General features: G+C 48.2%; 25 protein-coding genes. 14 read left to right on the top strand and 11 right to left on the bottom strand.

Annotated features, from left to right (window positions below):
- Positions 1 to 11 precede the first annotated feature (11 nt).
- The 6 genes from OXH18_RS14470 to OXH18_RS14495 all read left to right on the top strand — a co-directional run bounded on the left by OXH18_RS14470 (position 12) and on the right by OXH18_RS14495 (position 5,826).
- Positions 12 to 1,145 carry a glycosyltransferase gene (locus tag OXH18_RS14470; RefSeq protein WP_268607802.1) on the top strand — a complete coding sequence of 378 codons (1,134 nt, stop codon included), beginning with the start codon at positions 12 to 14 and terminating at the stop codon, positions 1,143 to 1,145.
- A gap of 235 nt (positions 1,146 to 1,380) precedes the next feature.
- Positions 1,381 to 2,082, top strand: coding sequence for an acyltransferase (locus OXH18_RS14475; RefSeq protein WP_268607803.1), 702 nt, complete (start codon positions 1,381 to 1,383; stop codon positions 2,080 to 2,082).
- Complete coding sequence (locus OXH18_RS14480) at positions 2,066 to 3,217, top strand: glycosyltransferase family 4 protein (protein ID WP_315874728.1); 1,152 nt, start codon at positions 2,066 to 2,068, stop codon at positions 3,215 to 3,217. The genes OXH18_RS14475 and OXH18_RS14480 overlap by 17 nt, the downstream gene beginning before the upstream one ends.
- Positions 3,218 to 3,421: 204 nt before the next feature.
- Complete coding sequence (locus tag OXH18_RS14485) at positions 3,422 to 4,081, top strand: Coq4 family protein (RefSeq protein WP_268607805.1); 660 nt, start codon at positions 3,422 to 3,424, stop codon at positions 4,079 to 4,081.
- A 112-nt stretch (positions 4,082 to 4,193) separates the two neighbouring features.
- Positions 4,194 to 5,300: a pentapeptide repeat-containing protein gene (locus OXH18_RS14490; protein WP_268607806.1), complete on the top strand. Its 1,107-nt coding sequence runs from the start codon at positions 4,194 to 4,196 to the stop codon at positions 5,298 to 5,300.
- Positions 5,301 to 5,334: 34 nt separating this feature from the next.
- Positions 5,335 to 5,826 (top strand): MarR family winged helix-turn-helix transcriptional regulator, encoded by a 492-nt coding sequence (locus tag OXH18_RS14495; protein WP_268607807.1) that lies wholly within the window; start codon positions 5,335 to 5,337, stop codon positions 5,824 to 5,826.
- A 17-nt stretch (positions 5,827 to 5,843) separates the two neighbouring features.
- Here the strand turns inward: OXH18_RS14495 and OXH18_RS14500 are convergent, their stop codons facing one another.
- Entirely contained in the window at positions 5,844 to 6,209 is a 366-nt protein-coding gene (locus OXH18_RS14500) for a DUF1823 family protein (RefSeq protein ID WP_268613190.1), read from the bottom strand.
- A gap of 564 nt (positions 6,210 to 6,773) precedes the next feature.
- Between OXH18_RS14500 and OXH18_RS14505 the strand changes: the two genes are divergently transcribed.
- A complete protein-coding gene (locus OXH18_RS14505) occupies positions 6,774 to 7,094 on the top strand; it encodes a hypothetical protein (protein WP_268607808.1) in 321 nt (106 codons plus the stop codon).
- Positions 7,095 to 7,247: 153 nt separating this feature from the next.
- Here the strand turns inward: OXH18_RS14505 and OXH18_RS14510 are convergent, their stop codons facing one another.
- Entirely contained in the window at positions 7,248 to 7,583 is a 336-nt protein-coding gene (locus OXH18_RS14510; protein ID WP_268607809.1) for a hypothetical protein, read from the bottom strand.
- Positions 7,584 to 7,658: 75 nt separating this feature from the next.
- Positions 7,659 to 7,964: a small RNA NsiR4-regulated ssr1528 family protein gene (locus OXH18_RS14515; protein WP_268607810.1), complete on the bottom strand. Its 306-nt coding sequence runs from the start codon at positions 7,962 to 7,964 to the stop codon at positions 7,659 to 7,661.
- Between the two features lie 195 nt (positions 7,965 to 8,159).
- On the opposite strand from OXH18_RS14515, the gene OXH18_RS14520 reads away from it, so the two are divergent.
- Positions 8,160 to 8,969 (top strand): ABC transporter ATP-binding protein, encoded by an 810-nt coding sequence (locus tag OXH18_RS14520; RefSeq protein ID WP_268607811.1) that lies wholly within the window; start codon positions 8,160 to 8,162, stop codon positions 8,967 to 8,969.
- A gap of 411 nt (positions 8,970 to 9,380) precedes the next feature.
- On the opposite strand, the gene OXH18_RS14525 is transcribed toward OXH18_RS14520, so the two are convergent.
- Positions 9,381 to 9,554 (bottom strand): hypothetical protein, encoded by a 174-nt coding sequence (locus tag OXH18_RS14525; RefSeq protein ID WP_268607812.1) that lies wholly within the window; start codon positions 9,552 to 9,554, stop codon positions 9,381 to 9,383.
- A gap of 281 nt (positions 9,555 to 9,835) precedes the next feature.
- Between OXH18_RS14525 and dnaK the strand changes: the two genes are divergently transcribed.
- Complete coding sequence (dnaK, locus tag OXH18_RS14530; protein ID WP_268607813.1) at positions 9,836 to 12,331, top strand: molecular chaperone DnaK; 2,496 nt, start codon at positions 9,836 to 9,838, stop codon at positions 12,329 to 12,331.
- 106 nt (positions 12,332 to 12,437) lie between these two features.
- A complete protein-coding gene (locus tag OXH18_RS14535) occupies positions 12,438 to 13,415 on the top strand; it encodes a J domain-containing protein (protein ID WP_268607814.1) in 978 nt (325 codons plus the stop codon).
- Here OXH18_RS14535 and accB read toward each other — a convergent pair.
- The 3 genes from accB to OXH18_RS14550 form a co-directional block, all read right to left on the bottom strand.
- A complete protein-coding gene (accB, locus tag OXH18_RS14540; RefSeq protein WP_268607815.1) occupies positions 13,412 to 13,906 on the bottom strand; it encodes an acetyl-CoA carboxylase biotin carboxyl carrier protein in 495 nt (164 codons plus the stop codon). The two genes, OXH18_RS14535 and accB, sit on opposite strands and share 4 nt — an antisense overlap.
- 168 nt (positions 13,907 to 14,074) lie before the next feature.
- Positions 14,075 to 14,632 (bottom strand): elongation factor P, encoded by a 558-nt coding sequence (efp, locus tag OXH18_RS14545; RefSeq protein ID WP_268607816.1) that lies wholly within the window; start codon positions 14,630 to 14,632, stop codon positions 14,075 to 14,077.
- Positions 14,619 to 14,903: a hypothetical protein gene (locus tag OXH18_RS14550; protein ID WP_268607817.1), complete on the bottom strand. Its 285-nt coding sequence runs from the start codon at positions 14,901 to 14,903 to the stop codon at positions 14,619 to 14,621. The genes efp and OXH18_RS14550 overlap by 14 nt, the downstream gene beginning before the upstream one ends.
- Between OXH18_RS14550 and OXH18_RS14555 the strand changes: the two genes are divergently transcribed.
- From OXH18_RS14555 to OXH18_RS14565, 3 genes are all read left to right on the top strand, one after another.
- A complete protein-coding gene (locus OXH18_RS14555; protein ID WP_268607818.1) occupies positions 14,902 to 16,086 on the top strand; it encodes a peptidylprolyl isomerase in 1,185 nt (394 codons plus the stop codon). The two genes, OXH18_RS14550 and OXH18_RS14555, sit on opposite strands and share 2 nt — an antisense overlap.
- An 80-nt stretch (positions 16,087 to 16,166) precedes the next feature.
- A complete protein-coding gene (gene thiL, locus OXH18_RS14560) occupies positions 16,167 to 17,162 on the top strand; it encodes a thiamine-phosphate kinase (RefSeq protein ID WP_268607819.1) in 996 nt (331 codons plus the stop codon).
- Between the two features lie 239 nt (positions 17,163 to 17,401).
- Positions 17,402 to 18,049, top strand: coding sequence for a hypothetical protein (locus OXH18_RS14565; protein ID WP_268607820.1), 648 nt, complete (start codon positions 17,402 to 17,404; stop codon positions 18,047 to 18,049).
- Positions 18,050 to 18,162: 113 nt separating this feature from the next.
- Here OXH18_RS14565 and OXH18_RS14570 read toward each other — a convergent pair whose 3' ends face one another.
- Complete coding sequence (locus tag OXH18_RS14570; RefSeq protein WP_268607821.1) at positions 18,163 to 18,705, bottom strand: universal stress protein; 543 nt, start codon at positions 18,703 to 18,705, stop codon at positions 18,163 to 18,165.
- A gap of 285 nt (positions 18,706 to 18,990) precedes the next feature.
- Here OXH18_RS14570 and OXH18_RS14575 point away from each other — a divergent pair, with 285 nt between their 5' ends.
- On the top strand, positions 18,991 to 19,212 hold the full coding sequence (locus OXH18_RS14575; RefSeq protein ID WP_268607822.1) for a DUF4327 family protein: 222 nt from the start codon (positions 18,991 to 18,993) through the stop codon (positions 19,210 to 19,212).
- A 118-nt stretch (positions 19,213 to 19,330) separates the two neighbouring features.
- Here the strand turns inward: OXH18_RS14575 and OXH18_RS14580 are convergent, their stop codons facing one another.
- From OXH18_RS14580 to nifT, 3 genes are all read right to left on the bottom strand, one after another.
- A complete protein-coding gene (locus tag OXH18_RS14580; protein WP_268607823.1) occupies positions 19,331 to 19,714 on the bottom strand; it encodes an ATP-binding cassette domain-containing protein in 384 nt (127 codons plus the stop codon).
- The gene (locus OXH18_RS14585) at positions 19,707 to 20,333 is read right to left on the bottom strand and encodes a hypothetical protein (RefSeq protein WP_268607824.1); all 627 of its coding nucleotides are present in this window, start codon (positions 20,331 to 20,333) and stop codon (positions 19,707 to 19,709) included. The genes OXH18_RS14580 and OXH18_RS14585 overlap by 8 nt, the downstream gene beginning before the upstream one ends.
- Positions 20,334 to 20,454: 121 nt before the next feature.
- A complete protein-coding gene (nifT, locus tag OXH18_RS14590) occupies positions 20,455 to 20,658 on the bottom strand; it encodes a putative nitrogen fixation protein NifT (protein ID WP_268607825.1) in 204 nt (67 codons plus the stop codon).
- Between the last annotated feature and the right edge of the window lie 15 nt (positions 20,659 to 20,673).

Below are 20,673 nucleotides of genomic sequence, written 5' to 3' on the forward strand. Positions count from 1 at the left end.
GGCAGACTTGTATGAATCGATTGCACATAGCTATTTTTCAACCCCCGATGCACGGAAATGGACTCGATCGAGTTGTGTTAAACCTCGCAAAAGCCTTTGTCGAATTTGGCTTTTGTGTTGACCTTGTTACTCCCGAGATTAGCAAGTATCAAAAGCAGGCAACCCAGGGTTATCCGTCACAAATTCGTAACATACGACTACTAGATGTATCTATTACGAAACCTATCTTTCTGGAGAAGGTCATTAAACTCAGTCAATATCTTAAAGAAGTAAGACCAGATATTTTGTTAGCAAATAATGATTACGTTGGCGTGGCAAATCTCGCGAAATCAATTTCTAATAGTCCCACTAAATTAGTTCACGGAGTGCATATTAATGTTTCTCAATATTTTAGTAAACTTTCAGGCATTCGAGCTACTATAAGGCCTTTTTTACTGAAACATTCCTACTGCAAGGCTGATGGCATTATTGCAGTGTCTCAAGGCGTTGCCAAGGATCTTGCACAACTTATCAACATACCTACAGAGAAGATTCAAGTAATTTATAATCCAGTAGTTACACCTGATTTATTGCTCAAAGCTAACGAATCTTTGGAACACTTGTGGTTTGCGCCTAGTGAACCACCTGTCATTTTAGGCGCAGGAAGATTATTTCATCAAAAGGATTTTGTTACCTTGATTAAGGCTTTTGCTAAAGTAAGACAGAAACAAAATTGTCGACTAATTATTATTGGGGAATGGTCTCCTTACAAATTTGAGTTAGATACTCTAATTAATGAACTTAATCTAGGAGACGATGTTGATTTTCCAGGATATGTACACAATCCCTACGCATATATGGCTCATGCTTCTTTGTTTGTAATGTCCTCGAAATATGAAGGCTTTGGTAATGTGCTAGTGGAAGCTATGGCTGTTGGCACACCCGTTGTTTCAACTGATTGTGAAAGCGGACCTGCTGAAATTTTGGATCAGGGTAGGTATGGCAAATTAGTTCCAGTTGGCGATTCTGATGCTTTAGCGAGTGCTATTCTCAAAACTATTGAACATTCAATAGATGCTAAGATTCTTCAAGAGCGCGCTCAAAAATTTTCGCAAGAGAAAATTGCCCGGCAATACTTAGATTATTTTGAGATATTATCGAAGTAGATTTTCTGAAATCAAATTTAGTTTTAGAATTAGCCAAGGTGTAGATTCTTACAGAAATGCACGAGCTTGTTCATGAAGGTGTAAATTTTCCTCTGAAGAGTATACTTCAGACAACACATGAAATCCACAAAATTAAGTCTAGCGAAAGATTTTCTAAACAAACATTGGCTTACTAAGACATAAAGCTACGGTAATACTCTCTTCTTCAATTTATATTGTTGTAGTAGGACGAGTTATGTTTACAGTTTTTCCATTACTCATCGCGTTGTTACCTGCGAAATTTAAGCCATTCTTGTATAGACGTTTGTTGGGATGGCAAATTGGAAGCAATGTTCACATCGGACTAAGTTATATTAATGGACAACATGTAATAATTGGAAGCAACGTCACTATAGGTCACTTCAACATTCTTACAACTTTTCGTTACTTGAAAATCGGTTCCTATACCTTCATCAAAAATTTTAATCACTTTTCTGGTCGATGTGATCACCCGAAATGGCCAGGGTATTTGGAAATCGGTGAAGGTGTAAACATTATGAATCATCACTACGTAGATTCGCACGGAAAAGTTGAAATTGGCAACAACTCTATTTTGGCGGGAAGAGATACGCATATTTGGAGTCATAGCCTTAGCTATGAACAAGCTAAACCAATGCTGTCACCGCTCGAAATCACAGTTGGAGAGAACGTTTACGTTGGTGCCAGATCAACATTGGTACAGTGTTATATTCCTGATTACTCAGTCATTGGCGCAGGTAGCGTTGTCACACGAGACTTTCCGTCGGAGCCAAACTGTCGCTTGTTGATTGCAGGCAATCCTGCTTGTGTCAAAAAACGTTATCCTCTTAAGACACTAAACCGCGTTAGAGAACCCTTAAATAAGGATGCTTTCAGCAAGGACCCTAGTATAACCTTTAATGATGAGCAAAACAGATAGTCAAACGGCATCCATTGTATGTGTTGGAAATCGATGGTTCCCGATAGCTTCTGGCGGAGCAGAACGTTACATATATGAACTGATTCATTATTTGGTAGGAAGTGGCGACCTTGTTGAATTATGCGCCACTGACCTGCCAGCGTCTGAGGCTCACTCATCCCCTTTGTTAACCAAGCTGGCTTCTGCTGAACAAGTGCTTTTGCAGCGACTGTGGAGCTGTTATTTTCAGTTTCAGGAGAGGGGCTTTACTATACCTGATGCCATCAACATTCACTTCGCCCTTTACGGTCTAGCTGCGTTACCTCACTTACCCAAGGATATTCCCATTACTTTTACCTTTCATGGACCCTGGGCATTGGAAAGTCAGCAAGAAGGCGAAAAGAAATTTAGCATATTTTTCAAACAACAGATCGAGAACCGAGTTTATCAACGCTGCGATCGCTTCATCGTTCTCAGCAAAGCCTTCGGCAACATCCTACACAAACACTATCGCATTCCTTGGGATAAGATTCATATCATTCCCGGTGGCGTTAACACCACTCACTTTCAACCAAACCTATCGCGTGATCAAGCTCGTACTCAGCTAGGTTGGCCCACCGATCGCCCGATTCTCTTCACCCCGCGTCGATTAGTACAACGGATGGGAGTAGACAAACTCCTGGATGCTATGACACAGGTTAAACGTCAATTCCCAGAGGTTTGGCTGGCGATTGCTGGTAAGGGACTACAGCGAGATACTTTAGAGCGACAAGCTCAAGCGCTAGACTTGCAGCAGCATGTTAAATTCCTAGGATTTTTGCCAGACGAACAGTTGCCCATTGCTTATCAAGCTGCCGATCTCACCGTTGTTCCCAGCCAAAGCTTAGAAGGATTTGGGTTAATTTTAGTGGAGTCTTTAGCCTGTGGCACGCCTGCTCTCTGCACTCCCATTGGCGGAATGCCTGAAATATTACGTCCCTTCTCTCCCGAACTGATTACCGAAACCCATCACGCAGATGCGATCGCTCAACGCATCATTGACCTGTTAAATGGAGCTATTGCCTTACCCTCTCGCCAAGCCTGTCGCGACTATAGCTGCACTCGGTTTGACTGGAACATCATTGCACCTCAAGTGCGACAGGTATTACTACGCTGAGTGAGTGGGGTGTGAGTAACTGGTGTGATTCGCTCCGGGCTACATCCCAGTCAGGCTGAACGATTTAACCAGTAAAGCCATAACAAGCGAGTGACCTCAGTGAGTCTCTGAGCATAACACTTTCTCAAACTTTGCCATCGATCGTCCTCTCTGTTTTTACAATCAACACGGTGCACTACCTACGAAAGGAGCAACGATCAATTCATGATTGAACAAAATGCCACCATGCGAAAAGAACTCCTGACCGGGCTACAGGGCTTCATGGCGTTTGTGAAGAATCCAGGTGATACCGAATCAGTGTTTGATATTGCCGAAGCAATGGGACAAACCGAAGCCCAAGCAGCAGCCATGGAATATCTCAAATCGATTCCGGAAGTAGCACAGATAATTGCAGAACGCTACATTGCTCCTACACCCAACCTACAGAAATTGCTAGCCTTGCCCACCGATTCCTTGGGGTATGTGTACAGTTCGCACTTGACCGAAGCAAACTTTGACCCGGAGTTCTATCGCAAGGTGGTGATTCAAGATGACTTTACCTACATTGCGCTGCGGATGCGGCAAACTCACGATATTTGGCACACGGTGACGGGGTTTGGCGTTGATGTCATGGGTGAAATTGGGCTACAAGCATTTCAACTGGCACAAAACCGATCGCCCTTGGCGGTGATGCTGATGGCAGGAGCGCTGCTCAGCACGATTCGAACCTCCGGTAATCTCAATACCCTGATGCAAGTGATGGATCGGGGCTATCGCATGGGTGTCCAGGCAAAACCATTTTTGGCACAGAAGTGGGAAGAAGCCTGGGACAAACCTCTAGCAACATGGCGATCGGAACTGACGGTCGAAGCAATCAACGCTTAAGCTTAATACACTGAACCCTTGACAATTTCACATAGAGTTCATATCGCTCCGGATAAATCTCCTTTAAGTTGGTGGTAGTAACATAGAGACCCAAGCAAAAGTAGTATACTGAATGACTCTACGTAAGCCGCCATCTTCAGATTCTTCTTTCTATGGTCGTGCTCCCTCCAGCGGAGGACTGCGCCTATTTTCGGGAATTCGTACTCGTCTAGGATTGTGGCGAGGCAAGAAAAATCTGCGGGGCATTAATCTGCGAGGAGCCGATCTCACCCGAGTCGATTTTATTGGTAGTTTGTTGCTGTGGGCAAATTTTGTCTGGGCGATCTTGCTATGGACGATGCTCAGCCAAGCAGGAGTGATCGGCATTATCTTGATTTGGGCCAATCTGCTCTGGACAATTCTGGTGTGGATCAATTTGCGCGAATCGAGCCTGCGTCAAGATGACGATCGCAGCAAGAACCTCAGAAACGCCATCCTGGTTGGCATCATCTTGATTTGGGCGACACTGATCTGGTCAATTTTGATCTCAAATAGTTCCAACCGAGGAGCGCTGGTGTTATGGGCCAACCCGAATATGGCTTTTATTCTTTGGGCAATTTTTGGCCGCGTCGATCTGACGGACGCCGATTTGCGCGAAGCCAACCTCAGCAAAGCCAACCTCAGCCGGGTAGACTTCCGAGATGCCAATCTCAGTTATGCTAACCTGCGCGGAGCCAACCTCCGAGAAGCAATCTTGCGCGGAGCCAATCTCAGTTATGCAGATTTGTCTGGGGCCGATCTCAGTGATGCCGACCTACGCCAGGCAGTCTTGCGCGGAGCCAACCTCAACAGCGCCGATTTAAGCAGTTGTGATTTAACAGACACAGACCTGCGAGAGTCTACACTTAATCAAGCTAGTTTGAGTGCAGCCAATTTAAGTTGGGCTAAACTGAGTAGGGCTAATTTGAGCACGGCCAATTTAAGTTGGGCCAACCTCAGCCGAGCCAGGCTGCATGGTGCCAATCTGAGTCATGCGGATCTCAGTGGAGCCGATTTTCGTGAGGCCAATCTCAACGAAGCCAATGTCCAGGGAGTCGATCTCAGCGTTGTATTGGTTCGGGGTGCACGGTTTGGTCACAATGCTGGATTAGATGCAAGCGAAAAATTTAACCTGAAAGCGCGTGGAGCGATTCTTGATGAATCAGCAATTTCAGGGATCGAAAATTTGGAGAAGCAGTAGAATTCAGTATCACTATTTGATTGAGGGTAGAGATTTGATACGCAGTCAGGTGGAACATCTCGCCGAACCTATCATTTCCGACGATCGCGCAACCATGATCGCTGCTGCCGAAGCTTTCATGCCCGCCATGCGCGAATTGGTTCGAGCTTATCAAGCATTCGATTCTTATGCGGAACGGCACATTCGGCAGTTGGGTCTGACGCCACCGCAGTTTGATGTAATTGCCACGTTGGGTAATACTCCCGGTATGAGTATGGGAGAACTCGCCGAAAAAACATTGGTGACAAAAGGCACGCTCACGGGCATCGTCGATCGCCTTGAAGCGAAACAACTCGTGCGGCGGGAAGTGCCAGAGGGCAACCGACGCAGCTTTACGGTTGTGCTAACGCCTGAAGGTGAAGCGGTGTTTCGAGAGGTGTTTCCAATTCATGTGGCACATTTAAAGCAGCGGTTTGAACAATTAGAGCCGACGGAATTGGAACGGTTGCAGGTGTTGCTTCGGCGGTTGCGGGAAGTGTTTGATTAGGGAGTTGGGAGTTGGAGTTAGGGGTTGGGAAAGCGGGATTGACGATAGCTCAGGAGCCAGTTGACGATCGTGGCGCGGCGAGTTTTGCGGGGCACGAGTTCATCAACGGTGTAGCCGGCAAAGCCGAGTTCTTGTTTGAGTAGTTGCTTATGTTCTTTGGGAATCGATCGCGTTAGCTTCACCGTAGCAGGACGGCTATCAATAAAATTGGGCGGGGTAGGATAATCAATGCGCCATTCTTCTGCCACGAGGGTATTGTCCCAGCGATCGGTGGTTGCATCATGGCGATACCCTAAGCAATGCCACACAAGCTGATTCACTGTGGCATCATCGATTTCGTCTCTCAAAATTGCCCAAAGGGTGTCGTCGGTTAGGGGAAGCATCGTCAAGAATTCAAAACGAGGACTATGGCAACAGAATGGCAGCGGTGGATCGGTTTGGATCATCTCAGATTGTTAAAACCCAACACCGCTTTGAAGTCTAAACTTATCTGAATCATCCCTCATCCTGCTATAGAAGATTGCCATAATTGCCATAAAAGAAAATTGGGCCTTGCTGAAGTCAGACATGCCTGACTAATTTTGCTTTCAAGGGGTGGGGCGTTTCGCGAAACGCTCTGACGGGAGCCATCCATCAACTCATAGGTCAGGGAACACTGACATGAAAATATTGCTCTCTAGCCTTTAACCGTCAGCTTTTGACCTTTCCTCAATATGGACACTGAAGAAATCGTCACAAAGATAGAGGGCGATCGGAATTCCCTTCCACAAACTGGAATTAAGCGTTTAACTGTCCCTGCCCTGCAACTCAGTTGTGGGGCTTTTATTTTGTTGCACCTGCTTGGCGGATGATAGTAACCAATGTTGATATTTTGCAAAATGTTACAAAAGAACTCGATATTCTAGAAGAGTCAAGCTACAGTGCAGCAAGTAGCAGCGAGGTCAGCCATGAAGATTGTTTGGGAACAAAGCATTTATGTTGGCAATGCACCTGTTTTTTGTTCCATTTGCGGTTGTCAGTCTTATCCTGTGCGTAACCAAAACAATCAACTGTTGCTAGCGGTCATTTACAACAAACAAGGCGTTGCGCTGGGGGAAGCCTGTCGAGATTGTGTAGCATCGGGTTCGGTTGGGATTCGATCGCGGCTAGAAGAACGCATTCAATCGCTTCAAGCCAAAATTGCAGAACTTCAGACATTAGCTGAAACTGAGATCCAGACGCCTTCACTTGAGCAAGAGTTCCAAGCCTATCGTAGAGACACGGTATGAACGGAGATTTCATCCAGGTGGCGTCACGGTAGGGGCAAGCGCTACAATCGACGGCGCTGATTCAATAGCAAAACGACAATCAAGGCAAAGCTCCCGACCAGCAGTCCGATCGCCAGTGTACTGCCAACCACATCAAACCAATCAATTGCCACACTATCCATGCGTGTTCATCCAGGTGCGAGTGTCTTGGCTAGACCAGTGACTGGCAAGGGCAACGGCCACCAAGTTAATCAGCAGGCAAAGGCTACCCAAACCAGTCAGAATATAGGTTGGTAGCATCACCACCCCGATCGCTAACCAGGTCAGCACGTGTAGAATCAGCAATAGCGCATACAAGCTAGCTGCCAGTGACATGGCATAAATTTGTTTGGGCGATCGGCGGAACCAAATCAACAATAGGGTTTGCAAGGTAGCTAGCAAATTGGCGGGAACCAAGACCGCGCAAATTGCTACACAGTGAGTTCGAGAAAATTCAAATAAATCAGGCATTTGAAGTTCAATCCCTGTGGGTGGATGTCCCTAGAATACCTGTTTACAATCATTTTTAGTGTTCACTCACACGTTTCACTTGCTACTGTAATAAAACGCAATCTCTTTGTCTTTGAGAGGGGCAAAGTCGGCATCTACTAACATCTGGTTGAGTTCTGCTTGGGGAATATGCTTCGCTCCAATGCGGACAATACGAGAGCGCATGGTGTTGCTGACGCCACTGCGTTGCCGACCAGCTTCTAAGGCCATGACTTTGTTGTAAAGTTCAAGTTTTGCAGATGGAATGGGCGATCCGTCTAGGTCAATACCACGGGCGATCGCTTCATCGACGGCCTCTGCTCCTGTGGTGCTATCTAAGCCTGAATTTGCTTCCGTTGTCATATAACTGTTACAGACGTTACCACTACCTGTACAGGAGCATTGTATCAGGGTGAGTTTCGATCGCGAGTACGAGAGATGATTTGATGAGCAAAGTAACAAAGTGAGGTAACAATATTTCTCAACTTCCTAAACTTCTTAACCGATTCAAACGAAGGTAGCGTACGCTGAAATTAGAGCTTCAGGCAAATTCTGAGTATGAAACAATCCTGGCTCCACTGGCTTCCGCTGTGGCAACCTCCGAGTTTGGGTAAGAGCGCAATTAAAACTGCCCCCTCGGCTGGGTCTAGGACAACTCCTGATACACTTGTACCGATGTTGACTGGTGTGGCCTCCGGTGCAGCGATCGTGGCTAGTGGGATCACCATGCAGTTTCAGGCCGGTGAAGAGCGCTTTTGGATTTTGCAAGGCATCGATTTAGAGATTCCTTGCGGTTCGCTTCAGGTGTTGCTGGGGCCATCGGGTGTAGGCAAAACAACGTTGCTGTCTATCTTGGCAGGCATTTTGACGCCCACCGCTGGCACGGTCATCTTGTTGGGACGATCGATCACCGCCTTACCGGAATGTCAACGCTCTTCCTTGCGGCTGCAACAGGTGGGGTTTGTCTTTCAAGAATTTAATTTGATTTCAGCGCTGACGGTTTTTGAAAATGTGCAACTGGCGCTAACGATGAAAGGCATCCACGGCTCGATCGCTCGTCAACAAGCACGAGAGTTGTTGAACCAGGTGAATCTCAGTGACAAATTTGATCAATTGCCGCGCCGCTTATCGGGGGGTGAAAAACAGCGAGTGGCGATCGCTCGGGCCTTGGCGGGTAAACCACGCTTAATCTTTGCAGATGAACCCACGTCGGCGTTGGATTCCCAAAACGGCTATACGGTTGTGAGCCTGTTCCGACAACTCACACGCAATCATGGCTGCACGGTGCTGATGGCAACTCACGACCAACGCTTTATTCCCTTGGCCGATCGGGTGTTACAGCTAGAAGATGGGCGAATTGTGCAATAGAGTGAAACACACAGCGACGCAGGCTCATTGCGACACCAGTTCATTAAATAGCGGTTGATACCAATCTCCATCCGGTTGTACAGAATGCTGACCCCTCCCAACCTTCCCTTGGCAAGGGGAGGGGCCGCCGGCAGTGGGGGGAATGCGATGCCGCATGACCAAGAATGGGGATGAGATGTTCGCATCCATTTAGATAGCGTTGCTGATCGGATGGATGAATCACTGTTAGGACGTTTCGCGAAGCGCCATGACAGCCGGAATCAAGGTCAGCAAATCATGCTTGAATTCAGCCATACCTATTTGATGATTGCGACTGGATAATCAGGATTGGCTGGATTGGGAATCAGTTGTTGATTCTTGCAATCTACAAGCAAATCTAGCTTTTCTAGAATCACTTGCCCAATTAACACTTCATCTCCCACCCACCAGCGCCTCGTCGATCGTTTGTCTCCCTAAACACTCGATCATAATTGCCCCCGCCACCACACCCACTCTTTCTTCTCGACCATTGGCATAGTGAGCTATTGGTTGTCCTAAAGTCCGAATTCCTAATGCTTCAGCAACTGACTGAGGAATTGTCAACATCACAGCCCCCGTATCGACAAGAGCTTGAGTTTCCAGTTATCGTAGCAGCTTTGGCGCAAGTAGTTCTCGGCGCACTAGCTCATCATCGACGGTGTTGGTGAGTTTAATCTGTGGATGAACTGCTCCCATCGAATTCGCTGCCATTTGTCTCTCCCTTGACAAGATTTCCCTACTTGACGGATTTCCCCACCCTCTTCATCATTTGTAGCAACTTTGTTGCAAGATAGAATGAATTCAACGATCGTGCTTACTGGGTTAAGAGGCGAGGAGTATCGCAGCGCATGGGAAAAGTAGTCGGCATTGACTTGGGGACAACCAATTCAGTCGTCGCGGTGATGGAAGGCGGCAAACCTGTGGTGATCGCGAACTCCGAAGGGATGCGGACTACTCCGTCTGTCGTGGCGTTTTCTAAGGAGGGCGAACGACTGGTTGGGCAAATGGCACGACGACAAGCCGTTCTCAATCCGCAAAATACATTTTTTGGTGTTAAACGATACATTGGTCGGCGCTACAACGAAGTCAGTCCAGAGGCGAGGCGCGTTCCCTATACTATCCGCAAAGACGAATTTGGAGCCATTAAGATTAAGTGCCCACGCTTAGAGCGAGATTTTGCCCCTGAGGAAATTTCGTCGATGGTGTTGCGCAAACTGGCGGAAGAAGCGACTCGCTATTTGGGTGAACCCGTCACTGGAGCGGTGATCACCGTTCCTGCCTATTTTAATGATTCACAGCGCCAAGCCACCCGCGATGCCGGGCGCATTGCTGGGCTGGAAGTGCTGCGAATTCTGAATGAGCCGACGGCGGCTTCGCTGGCCTATGGACTCGATCGTCGGGATCAACAAACGATCTTGGTGTTTGACCTAGGCGGTGGTACGTTTGACGTGTCGGTGTTGGATGTGGGTGACGGCGTGTTTGAGGTGCGCGCTACCAGTGGTGATACCCAACTGGGCGGGAATGATTTTGATAAGCGCATTGTCGATTGGCTGGCGGAGCAATTTTTGGAACGAGAGGGTGTAGACTTGCGGCGCGATCGCCAAGCGCTACAACGACTCATGGAGGCGGCCGAAAAAGCCAAGATTGAACTTTCGGGAATGAATGTCGCCGAGATTAACCTGCCGTTTATTGCAGCCACTGAGGATGGGCCGCTACATCTAGAAACGCGCTTGAGCCGATCGCAGTTTGAAGGGCTATGTACGGATTTGGTCAGTCGCTTGCGCGGTCCTGTGCGGGAAGCCCTCCAAGATGCAGGCTTGACAGCCAACGAGATTGACGAAGTGGTGTTGGTGGGCGGTGCCAGCCGAATGCCAATGGTGAAGCAACTGGTGCGGTCTTTGGTCGATCGCGAACCCAACGAGAATGTGAACCCCGATGAGGTGGTGGCGGTGGGGGCTGCCATTCAAGCGGGCATTCTTACCCAAGAAGTGAAAGACATTTTGCTGCTGGATGTGGCTCCCCTGTCAGTAGGGCTAGAGACGATCGGCGGGGTGATGAAGAAACTGATTCCGCGCAATACTACGATTCCGGTGCGGCGATCGGACACGTTTTCTACCTCAGAGAATAATCAAACGATGGTAGAAATTCACGTGGTGCAGGGTGAGCGGGAAATGGCGGCAGATAACAAATCGCTGGGTCGCTTCAAACTGATGGGCATTCCCCCGGCTCCGCGTGGCATTCCCCAGATCCAAGTGTCCTTTGATGTAGATGCCAACGGCATTTTGCAGGTGACAGCACTGGACAAAACCACCGGACGTGAACAAGGCATCACGATTCAGGGCGCATCGACTTTGAGTGAAGCCGAGGTACAGCGCATGATTCAAGAAGCCGAACTGTATGCCGATGAAGATCGGCAAAAACGCGATCGGATTGAAAAACGCACCAAAGCCGAGGCCCTCACCTTTGAGGCCGAACGACAACTGCGGGAAGTGGCGCTGGACTTTGGTATGCAGTTTGCTAGCCCCTATCGCCGCAAGATTGAAAACCTGATTCAAGAATTGCGCGATTGCCTTAAGCAACAAGACGATCGCGGGATTGATATGGCTCAGGCCGATCTACGGGATGCCCTGTACGAGTTGCAGCAAGAAGTCTATCAAGTCACCAAAGAGGACGAAGACGAGAAAGATTTCTTTGGTTCGATTCGCCGCACATTGTCGAATTTGGGCGATGACTTGTTTGGCGACGACGACGAGTACTATGACGATCGTCCTTACAGCCGTGACCCTTATGCGCGTGACCCCTATGCCCGCGATCTGTACAATCGCGAGTACTCTAGAGATAGTTGGGGGGCTTCCTACGAACGACGCGATGTGCCGCCACGACGCGACTATTACGATCGCACTGATTACGATCGCAGTGATTATGATCGTGATCCTTATTCGAGCCGCGAGCCTTACCGAGACTCCTATTCGCGAGCCGACCGTCGCCCCGATCGCGATTCCGATCGTCGCAGCCCATCAGATTTCGATCGCGATCCTGTTCCGCCCCGGCCACAGCCTCGTCCAAATCCGGAACCTCGTCGCCCCGCTGACGAGTATGACGATTACAATGACTACAGCGATCGAGATACCTACAATTCCACGCGCGATCGCAATAGCCGCAATTCGTCCCCTCGGCGCAGTTCAAATTCCTACGATCGCGATCTCTATGATCAGGGTGGGTACGATCAACCCAACAATCGTCGAAGTGGCGATCGCAGCCGCAATCTCGATCGGCGTTCCTACGATAACGGCTATAGTAATGCTCCCGATGAAGATTGGGGCGATGATGATGAATGGCTGTAGCGGGCGGAGATACGCTCAAGGATAAAGGCTAAGATCCTACTTTCTAATCCCCTATCCCCCCAACTCCCAACTTCCTACCCCCAACTCCTACTCACTGACTTCTTCCATGCAGAACTTTCGTAACTATTACACTATCTTAGGAGTTACTAGAGACGCCACGATTGAAGAGATTAAGCAGTCGTACCGCAGGTTGGCACGAAAATATCATCCTGACTTGAATCCGGGCGATCGCGAAGCTGAGGAAAAATTCAAAGACTTGGGCGAGGCCTATGAAGTGCTGGCGGATGCTGAAAAACGCGCTCAATATGACCAATACAGTCGCTTTTGGAATAAGAGTGGGTTCCAAGAGGTGGCATCACGGGTCAAAAATTGGGGCGGGCGCAACGGCAGCCGGGACGATATGGACTATGGTCAATATCGTGACTTCAACTCGTTTGTGGATCAACTGTTGAATCGGCGTACCGAGAAAGGAAACGGAACTGCCGATCGCGATCCTTACCGACCGGGCACAACCAAAAAATCATATACGGTTCCTCGTGCCAATGCTGCACCGCGATCGAGTTCTCGTCCGGTGAACCCTCGTCATGCCGAAGCCGAACTCACAGTTCCCTTAGAACGGGCCTATACAGGAGGGCGAGAGCGCATCCGGCTTGAAGATGGGCGATCGCTAGAGGTGCAAATGCCCGCTGGAATGCTGACGGGACAAAAAATTCGCTTGAAGGGACAAGGGGTAAATGGGGGCGATCTCTATCTCACAATCACCGTCTCTCCCCATGACTTTTTCAGAATTGAGGGAGCCGATTTGTACTGCCAAATTCCCATAACCCCCACCGAAGCAGTATTAGGAGGACCGATCGAAGTGCCTACATTGGATGGGCAAGTTAAGATGATGATTCCCCCAGGGGTGCGATCGGGGCAGCGGTTGCGGCTGGGGGGGAAAGGCTATCCAATTGAAGGGGAACGAGGCGACCAAATTGTTGAGGTACAAATTGTGTCTCCCAGAGACCTGACGCCGCCAGAGCGAGAACTGTACGAAAAATTGCGGCAGATGGAAAGCTTCAATCCTCGTGCTCATTTGCTCTAAGCTGGATTCACTCGCATCAACACCTGTCCAAACTCCACTGGTTGGGCATTGTCAACCAAAATTTCTACCACTTCCCCTGAGACCTCTGCTTCAACTTCATTCATGAGCTTCATGGCTTCTACAATACAAACCACCTGACCCGGTCGAATGCGATCGCCCACATTGACATAGGACGGTTCATCCGGGGATGGGGCCCGGTAGAAAGTTCCCACCATGGGCGAAATGATATCCACAAGGCGATCGTTAGCCAGAGAAGCCACGGCTGGCGGCGCAGATGAGTTCACAGGACTGGGGGCTGGCATTGGGGCTGGCAAGGTTGAGATTGGCATTCCCTCAGTTCCAAGTGGCATGGATTGAGCACTACCAACATTAGATGATGCGCCTTTGCGCACAATTAACTCAAAATCACCGCTTTTTAAGGTAAATTCTGCAACATCGGTTTGATTAATCGCTGCAAGCAACTCACGGAGGGCATGAAAGTCTAATTCCACAATTGATAGACCTAGTTGTACAACTGAAACGCTTACAAAGAATTTTTATAGCTAAGGCTTGAGGAATGCCGTCAATCCTTGCTCATTAGTACCTGAAACCTTCAATCTTGACCATTGATTTGACCATTAATTTGACCAGATACCAGATAGAAGTAAACCTGATCGGATTTATTCTCGTCCTAAGTAACTATCCGTCCGCGTGTCGATTTTAATACGCTCACCGACGGAAATAAACAACGGCACCATTACCTGGGCCCCGGTCTCTACGATCGCAGGTTTGGTTCCCCCAGTGGCCGTATCGCCCTTCACACCTGGATCGGTTTGTGTCACCTCTAAAACTACAGAATTCGGTAATTCAACGCCCATGACCTGGTTATTCCACCGAACCACACTCACTTCCATCCCTTCTTTCAGGTATTTGACTTGATCCCCAATTTGATCGGCGCTCAGACGGCCTTCTTCATAGGTTTCCATGTCCATGAACACATACTCATCAGCGTCTTTGTAAGTATGCTGCATCGTGCTTTTCTCTAACACGGCTTGCGGCACCGTTTCTCCAGCGCGGAATGTGCGCTCTACCACATTGCCAGTTTGGACATTTTTGAGCTTGGTTCGTACAAACGCAGATCCTTTGCCAGGTTTAACGTGTAGAAACTCCACCACGCGCCATACCGATCCATCAAGCTCAATGCTGACACCGGGTCGAAAATCATTACTGGAAATCATGAATTTTGCTGTTATTGGGAGAACAATCGGCAATCCATTTTACCGCTACATCGGGTGCGGTATCACGATCGTCCAGTATTTTGTTGGGGATTGGGGTTAGGGGTTGGGAGTTGGAGAGAGGAGGGGAAGATGAGGAAGGTGCGTTTGTTGTGGGAAGATGATGAATGGGGTTTCTCCACGAATGAACTGCACGAATGAACTGGCTGATGCTGGACGAAGCGGTTTGAGAAATCCAGAGATGATTATTGCTGAGATCTGCGTGTACCTTCATGACTAGTCTTCTCGCGAACTGTATCAGCGCATTGCACAGAAGCCAATCAACGCCTTGGGGTCTGCCTGCGGTGAGGGTTGAATGGCTGAAGCTCCGTCTTTTTCGATCAATCGTGCTGACGGGATTGCTCTTGCTCTGCTTCACAGGGTGGAGCGCAATTGGTTGGATTCATCCAGCGATCGCCCTTCCTCCTGGCAATGCCATTACCGATGGCAAGGCCCTATTGCGCTACTCTCTCCCAATCGACAATAAACCTGTGCGCCAGATTCAGCGGGAACTGGAGGATATGTCGGACATTCTTCGTAGCCGTCGGAGAATTGGTGCTATTAATAACAGCCTCAACGCGGCAAATCGGGTACTGACCATCAAGCGTTCAGACTTGTTGTCCAGTGTTCCAGAGGCTCGCAAACCCGAAGCTGAGGCATTGATTGCTCAGTTACAGTCAGGGATTGAAGCGTTGCGACCAGCCGTAGATGCCAATGATAAGGAAGCGGTCTGGCAAGGACGATCGCAACTGCTCGACATCGTGGGAGAACTGGAAAGCTTAATGGTAGACAAGTTCCCCTTTGAGGTGCCGTCCGAATATAGCCATCTACCCCAACTGAAAGGACGAGCCACGATCGAAATAAATACCTCTAAAGGGCCCTTAACCGTGGTGGTCGATGGATATAATGCCCCGGTGACAGCGGGCAACTTTGTAGATTTGGTGCAGCGCGGCTTCTATGACGGGCTGGAATTTACACGAGTGGAAGATTATTATGTGGCGCAAGTGGGCGATCCACCCGGCAAAGATGACGGTTTTGTTGACCCAGACACGGGGAAATATCGTGCTATTCCCCTAGAAATTATGGTAGAAGGAGACGACAAGCCGACCTATGGTATTACCCTCGAGGATGCTGGACGCTTTCTAGAACAGCCAGTTTTGCCTTTTTCGGCCTTTGGCACGCTGGGGATGGCGCGTCCTGGAGATGATGTCAATGGTGCGTCGTCACAGTTTTTCTTTTTCCTATTTGAACCAGAACTGACCCCAGCCGGTTTAAATCTCTTAGACGGACGCTATGCCGTGTTTGGGTATGTCACTGAAAACAAAGACGTGCTTGACAAAATTGAGGTGGGTGACAAAATCCTTTCGGCAAAAGTTGTAGATGGACAGGAGAATTTAGTCGAACCGCGATCGACTTAACCATTACAATCGTTGACGTTCATTTCATCCGTAAAGCAGGGGCGCATTCGTGCGCCCTTACCAGTTTTATTCATGCAACCATGAGCAGTGAACCACAAGTTCGAGAACTAGGGGAACAAGCGTTACTCAAACGACTATATGCCTTTTGTCCGCCGGAGTTGGTGGGGGATGACGCAGCGTTGTTGCGGGTAGCGGAGGATCACTTTCTGGTGGTTACAACAGATTTGCTCGTCGATCGGGTTCATTTTAGCGATCGCACCACCTCGGCAGCAGATGTTGGCTGGCGAGCAACCACGGCTAATCTATCCGATCTAGCCGCGATGGGAGCAATGCCGCTGGGCATCACGGTGGGACTAGGGCTACCCGGCGAGTTATCAGTTGCTTGGGTAGAGCAGCTTTATCAAGGTATCGTAGCCTGCTTGCAACCGTTTAAGGCAGCGATCGTTGGTGGCGATGTTTGTCGCTCCTCGGTGACAACCGTATCAATCACTGCATTGGGGCAAGTTCCTACCAATCGAACCATCACCCGCGACCAAGCGAAACCGGGTGATGTCATTCTAGCAACTGGCGTTCACGGCGCATCCAGAGCCGGACTGGAACTGCTGCTGCACCCAGAGCAAGGGCAGTCTTTGGAACCACTGGAGCGATCGCGCCTGATTCAAGCCCACCAGCGCCCCTATCCCCGGCTAGATGTCATCAAAACTTTGGCGTGTCTTTATCCTGCGTTTCGTATCGCTGGTATGGATACCAGCGACGGCTTAGCTGATGCAGTGTTACAAATTTGCCAATCGAGTCAGGTCGGTGCCCAATTACAGCGCCGTCAAATTCCCTTGCCGCCTGGCATCACCGACTGGATTACAGAGACCCAAGCGATCGATTGGGCCTTGTATGGTGGCGAAGATTTTGAACTGGTGCTCTGTTTACCCATGCCGTTAGCAGAAACATTCGTTCAGCAATTTAAAGAAGCAGTTGTAATTGGTGAAATCGTGGAAGAACCGATCGTCGTTTTGCAGGATTGCTTGGGTCAATACCCTGACGAAATCCTCAGTCTTGACAAAGGATTTCAACATTTTTAGTCAGCAATAGAAGCGGCAGGATTAGTTTGACATCATAACTTTACGTTGTTATCAACACACAGCAATTTAACAAGGCATCCCTACGTCGGGCGGAAGCTATGTACTGTTCTCCCTCGGTATGGTTGAGAGTGAGTTTTGCAGACACCGTTTGTGCTGGTGGCTATCTTGTTCAGCTTTGTGTTCAAACAAGTTTTGTCCAATTGATTTTTGTCTAAATTATTCAGAGGAAACACGCGATTATGGCGTACACCAATAATCCCCAAGAGCGCATTGTCAGTAACGTACCTGTTATGGTTGACTATCACGATCGAGTGCGGTGGGGTCCGATTCTAGCGGGACTAGTTGTGGCTATCAGTACTCAGCTTGTATTAAGCGGACTGGGGGCTGCTATTGGTTTAACAGGATTGGCCAATTCGGGCACTCCTCAAGCAGATGCTGCCGGAACTGGCACGGCTGTCGGGATTTGGTCAATTATCAGTCTATTCATTTCGTTGTTTTTAGGTGGCTGGGTAGCGGCTCGTGTTTGTGGCCCGATGAATCGATCGACGGCCTTGTTGAATGGTGCCATTCTATGGGCAACCACATTGGCTGTAAGTGCTTGGTTGCTCACAACTGGAGTAGCTGGGGCATTTGGAGTGGTTGCTTCTAATGCAGGTGAAATTATTAACCAAGCACAAACTGGAGGAATCGCTGTACCGAACCAAGCCCAAGGATTGACGCCTGAGCAAACACGTCAATTGGCAGACAATGCAGCACGAGCAGGCTGGGCTTTTGCTTTAGGCTCACTGTTAGGACTAGTAGCGACGTTGATTGGTTCCTCTCTGGGAGCACGGCAACCGCATACTGCTGTGGCACAAGCACCAGCCGATCGCCCCTATGTGCGATAGAAACATTTAATTGGGCTATTTAGAGGCTGTAATTGCAAGTTCAACTGGGAGATGAGTCGCTAAATAGCCGTCACTGTTTGAGAGAATCTATAGCCACCTCAACCATCATTGCATTAAAACTCTACAGTTTCTGATTCAACAGGTGCTGATCGTTCGGCTGTGGCGGTCAAGTCCGCTGGAATCAATCCTTGCACTGTCAGAACAGAGCAGGGGGCATGATGCAGTACATAGTTGCTAACGCTGCCTAGCAGTAATTCATTGACGCCAGAGTGTCCCCGACGCCCCATCACGATCAAATCGGCTTGCCAAGCACGAGCAATCTGGCAAATTGTGCGACCAGGGCTACCAGGATTTTGAGTGAACTCAGCCGTCACACCAGCAGCATTGGCTTGCTTTGCGTAGGACCGTAGCAGTTCTAGGCAACGATTTTCATAGTCTGTCCATTGCTTTCGGTGTAATTCTGTCATTTCACTAGCCAGCATTGGATAATACTCCAATCCAATTAAAGAAAGAGTAGGGCTACCCTCTTCTTCACCAGACAACACATGCAGAATCATCAAGTTTGCGGCTGTTGCCTTCGCCAAATCAAGCGCCTTGTCAAACACAGCTTGGCTTCGTTCAGATGCATCGATCGCCACTAAAATTTTGTGAAACATGTTTACACTCCTATCAAAAATGATGTAAAAATTCAGCAACTAATGAATGCAATCAAGTAAAGGTTGCTACTTTGAAATTAAGAAAACAATTTGAGGAATTTGTGAGATTTCAATCAGGTTATCTCGGGTTGCAATTGATGAACAACAGCTTCACACGTTCCTCAGCTTTTTGCTCTATGCTGAAAATAGAAGCAGCAACGATTGCTTGGTTGACAATCTAACAATCTAAAGTGTTGCTACCTCTATTCCTTCGCTGTCAAGTGCTTTGAGTCAGGTGATGAAGCCATGCTGCAATCCGTTCGTTACTCGATAGATGCAATTCGAGACGAAGCTTGTGAACTAGTACGTCAAGGCAAAGTTGATCGAAAGCAACCCATTTACGTTTTGTGTCGCTACTTTCCGACGAGCACATGGGATGCCATTGAATGTGAACTTGAACAACATGATTTTTTGTTAAGAGACCAGATTTCAGATTTAATTGGCTGTGAACATTGGTGCGAAGATTGATGGTTCCAGAACGAAAACGTGTTTTCAGAGCTTCAAAAAGCTATCAGGGCACCTGATTGACTGAGAAACTGACTTAGTGATTTTGATGGATATTCCACCAGCTACGTAGAGGTAGTAGCTAGAGATAACTACTCATCTGTCGGTTAAACATAGTGTAATAGGCTCCTGCCTTATCCATCAGTTCTTCGTGATTTCCTGCTTCTACAATCTTGCCGTGCTCTAGCACAATAATTCGATCAGACATTTTGGCTAAAGCGAGGCGATGGCTGACTACAACTGACATTCGTCCTTTGGCAATCGATCGAAAAATTTGATAGATTTCGTGTTCATTTTTGGGATCGAGGGCAGCGGTTGGTTCATCAAAGACCAGTAATTCTGCTTGTGACAGCCGAATCAACGCCCGGGCAATTGCTACTCGTTGCCACTGCCCTCCGGACAGGTCAATGCCATGCTTTAGGTGCTTACCCAGCGGCGTTTCTAGCCCTTGAGTGAGTTCAGACATGAGGTGGGGTAATCCAGCTTCTTGAAGATTTGATTTCTACATAAATTGATGGGATTGCGGCTGCCATCAGCACGAGAGGAACCCACCAAGCGATCGAGGCTGAAACCGCCACAGAAGGAATAAACAAGAATACGCCGACTAAAGTGGCTGCCACAATGAAAGAAAGACGTTGCAGTCGTTGAATGCCCTTTTCGGTCAATTCCAGTAGATTTAATAATTCTGGGGTCTCAAATAGAGCAATGTCATCAAAATAAGCAACTTTGTGAAGAACCTGACCTTGAACATGTCCTTGAACACGCTCGCGCAATGCAGCAAACAAACTAGTTCCAATAGAATCGACTGAATCAACAAATAAATTGAGTAATACAACAGCAATCACGCTCCATAGCAGAATTGGTTGAGATAGTAAAAGTGCGATCGCCTCTTCTGTTGAACGAGTTCCTAATAATCGGGTGGTTTCATCAATCACAACTTTGCTCAATAACAGAGCCAGGGATGGCCCAGTACCTGTCACCAAATTCAGAAGTGCCAAATTTCGGAGTTCCTGTGGTGCTGCGCGTATCACCATCCATAAGCTCCGTCGTAACGCTTGCATCGGCGTCAATTCGGTAGGATTCATAGTGAAGAAACCATCTTGTTATTCTCTAATAAAAACACATTCAGGTTCTGCGATTTCTGAATGGTGAGATAGAAATAACAGATTTAGTACTGGGTCATTCACTACGATCGCCCATGTTGCGTTATGTAAGCCGTTTCATTTCAATCGTTTGCGGTAGCTGAAGGGGTTCTGACAAACCAGGAGCCATGAGTTTCCAGCCGTTAGCTAAACTGAAAACTCGTCCGTCACTTGTTTCAGACTCTGAGATAACTTCTTCTTCCAAATCTTTTTTAGCAACGTATACCAATAAGGTTCCTGACGAAGCACGACGCAGCATTACTTTCATAGCTAATCTCAACTC

Source organism: Thermocoleostomius sinensis A174, from assembly GCF_026802175.1.
GTDB lineage: Bacteria > Cyanobacteriota > Cyanobacteriia > Elainellales > Elainellaceae > Thermocoleostomius > Thermocoleostomius sinensis.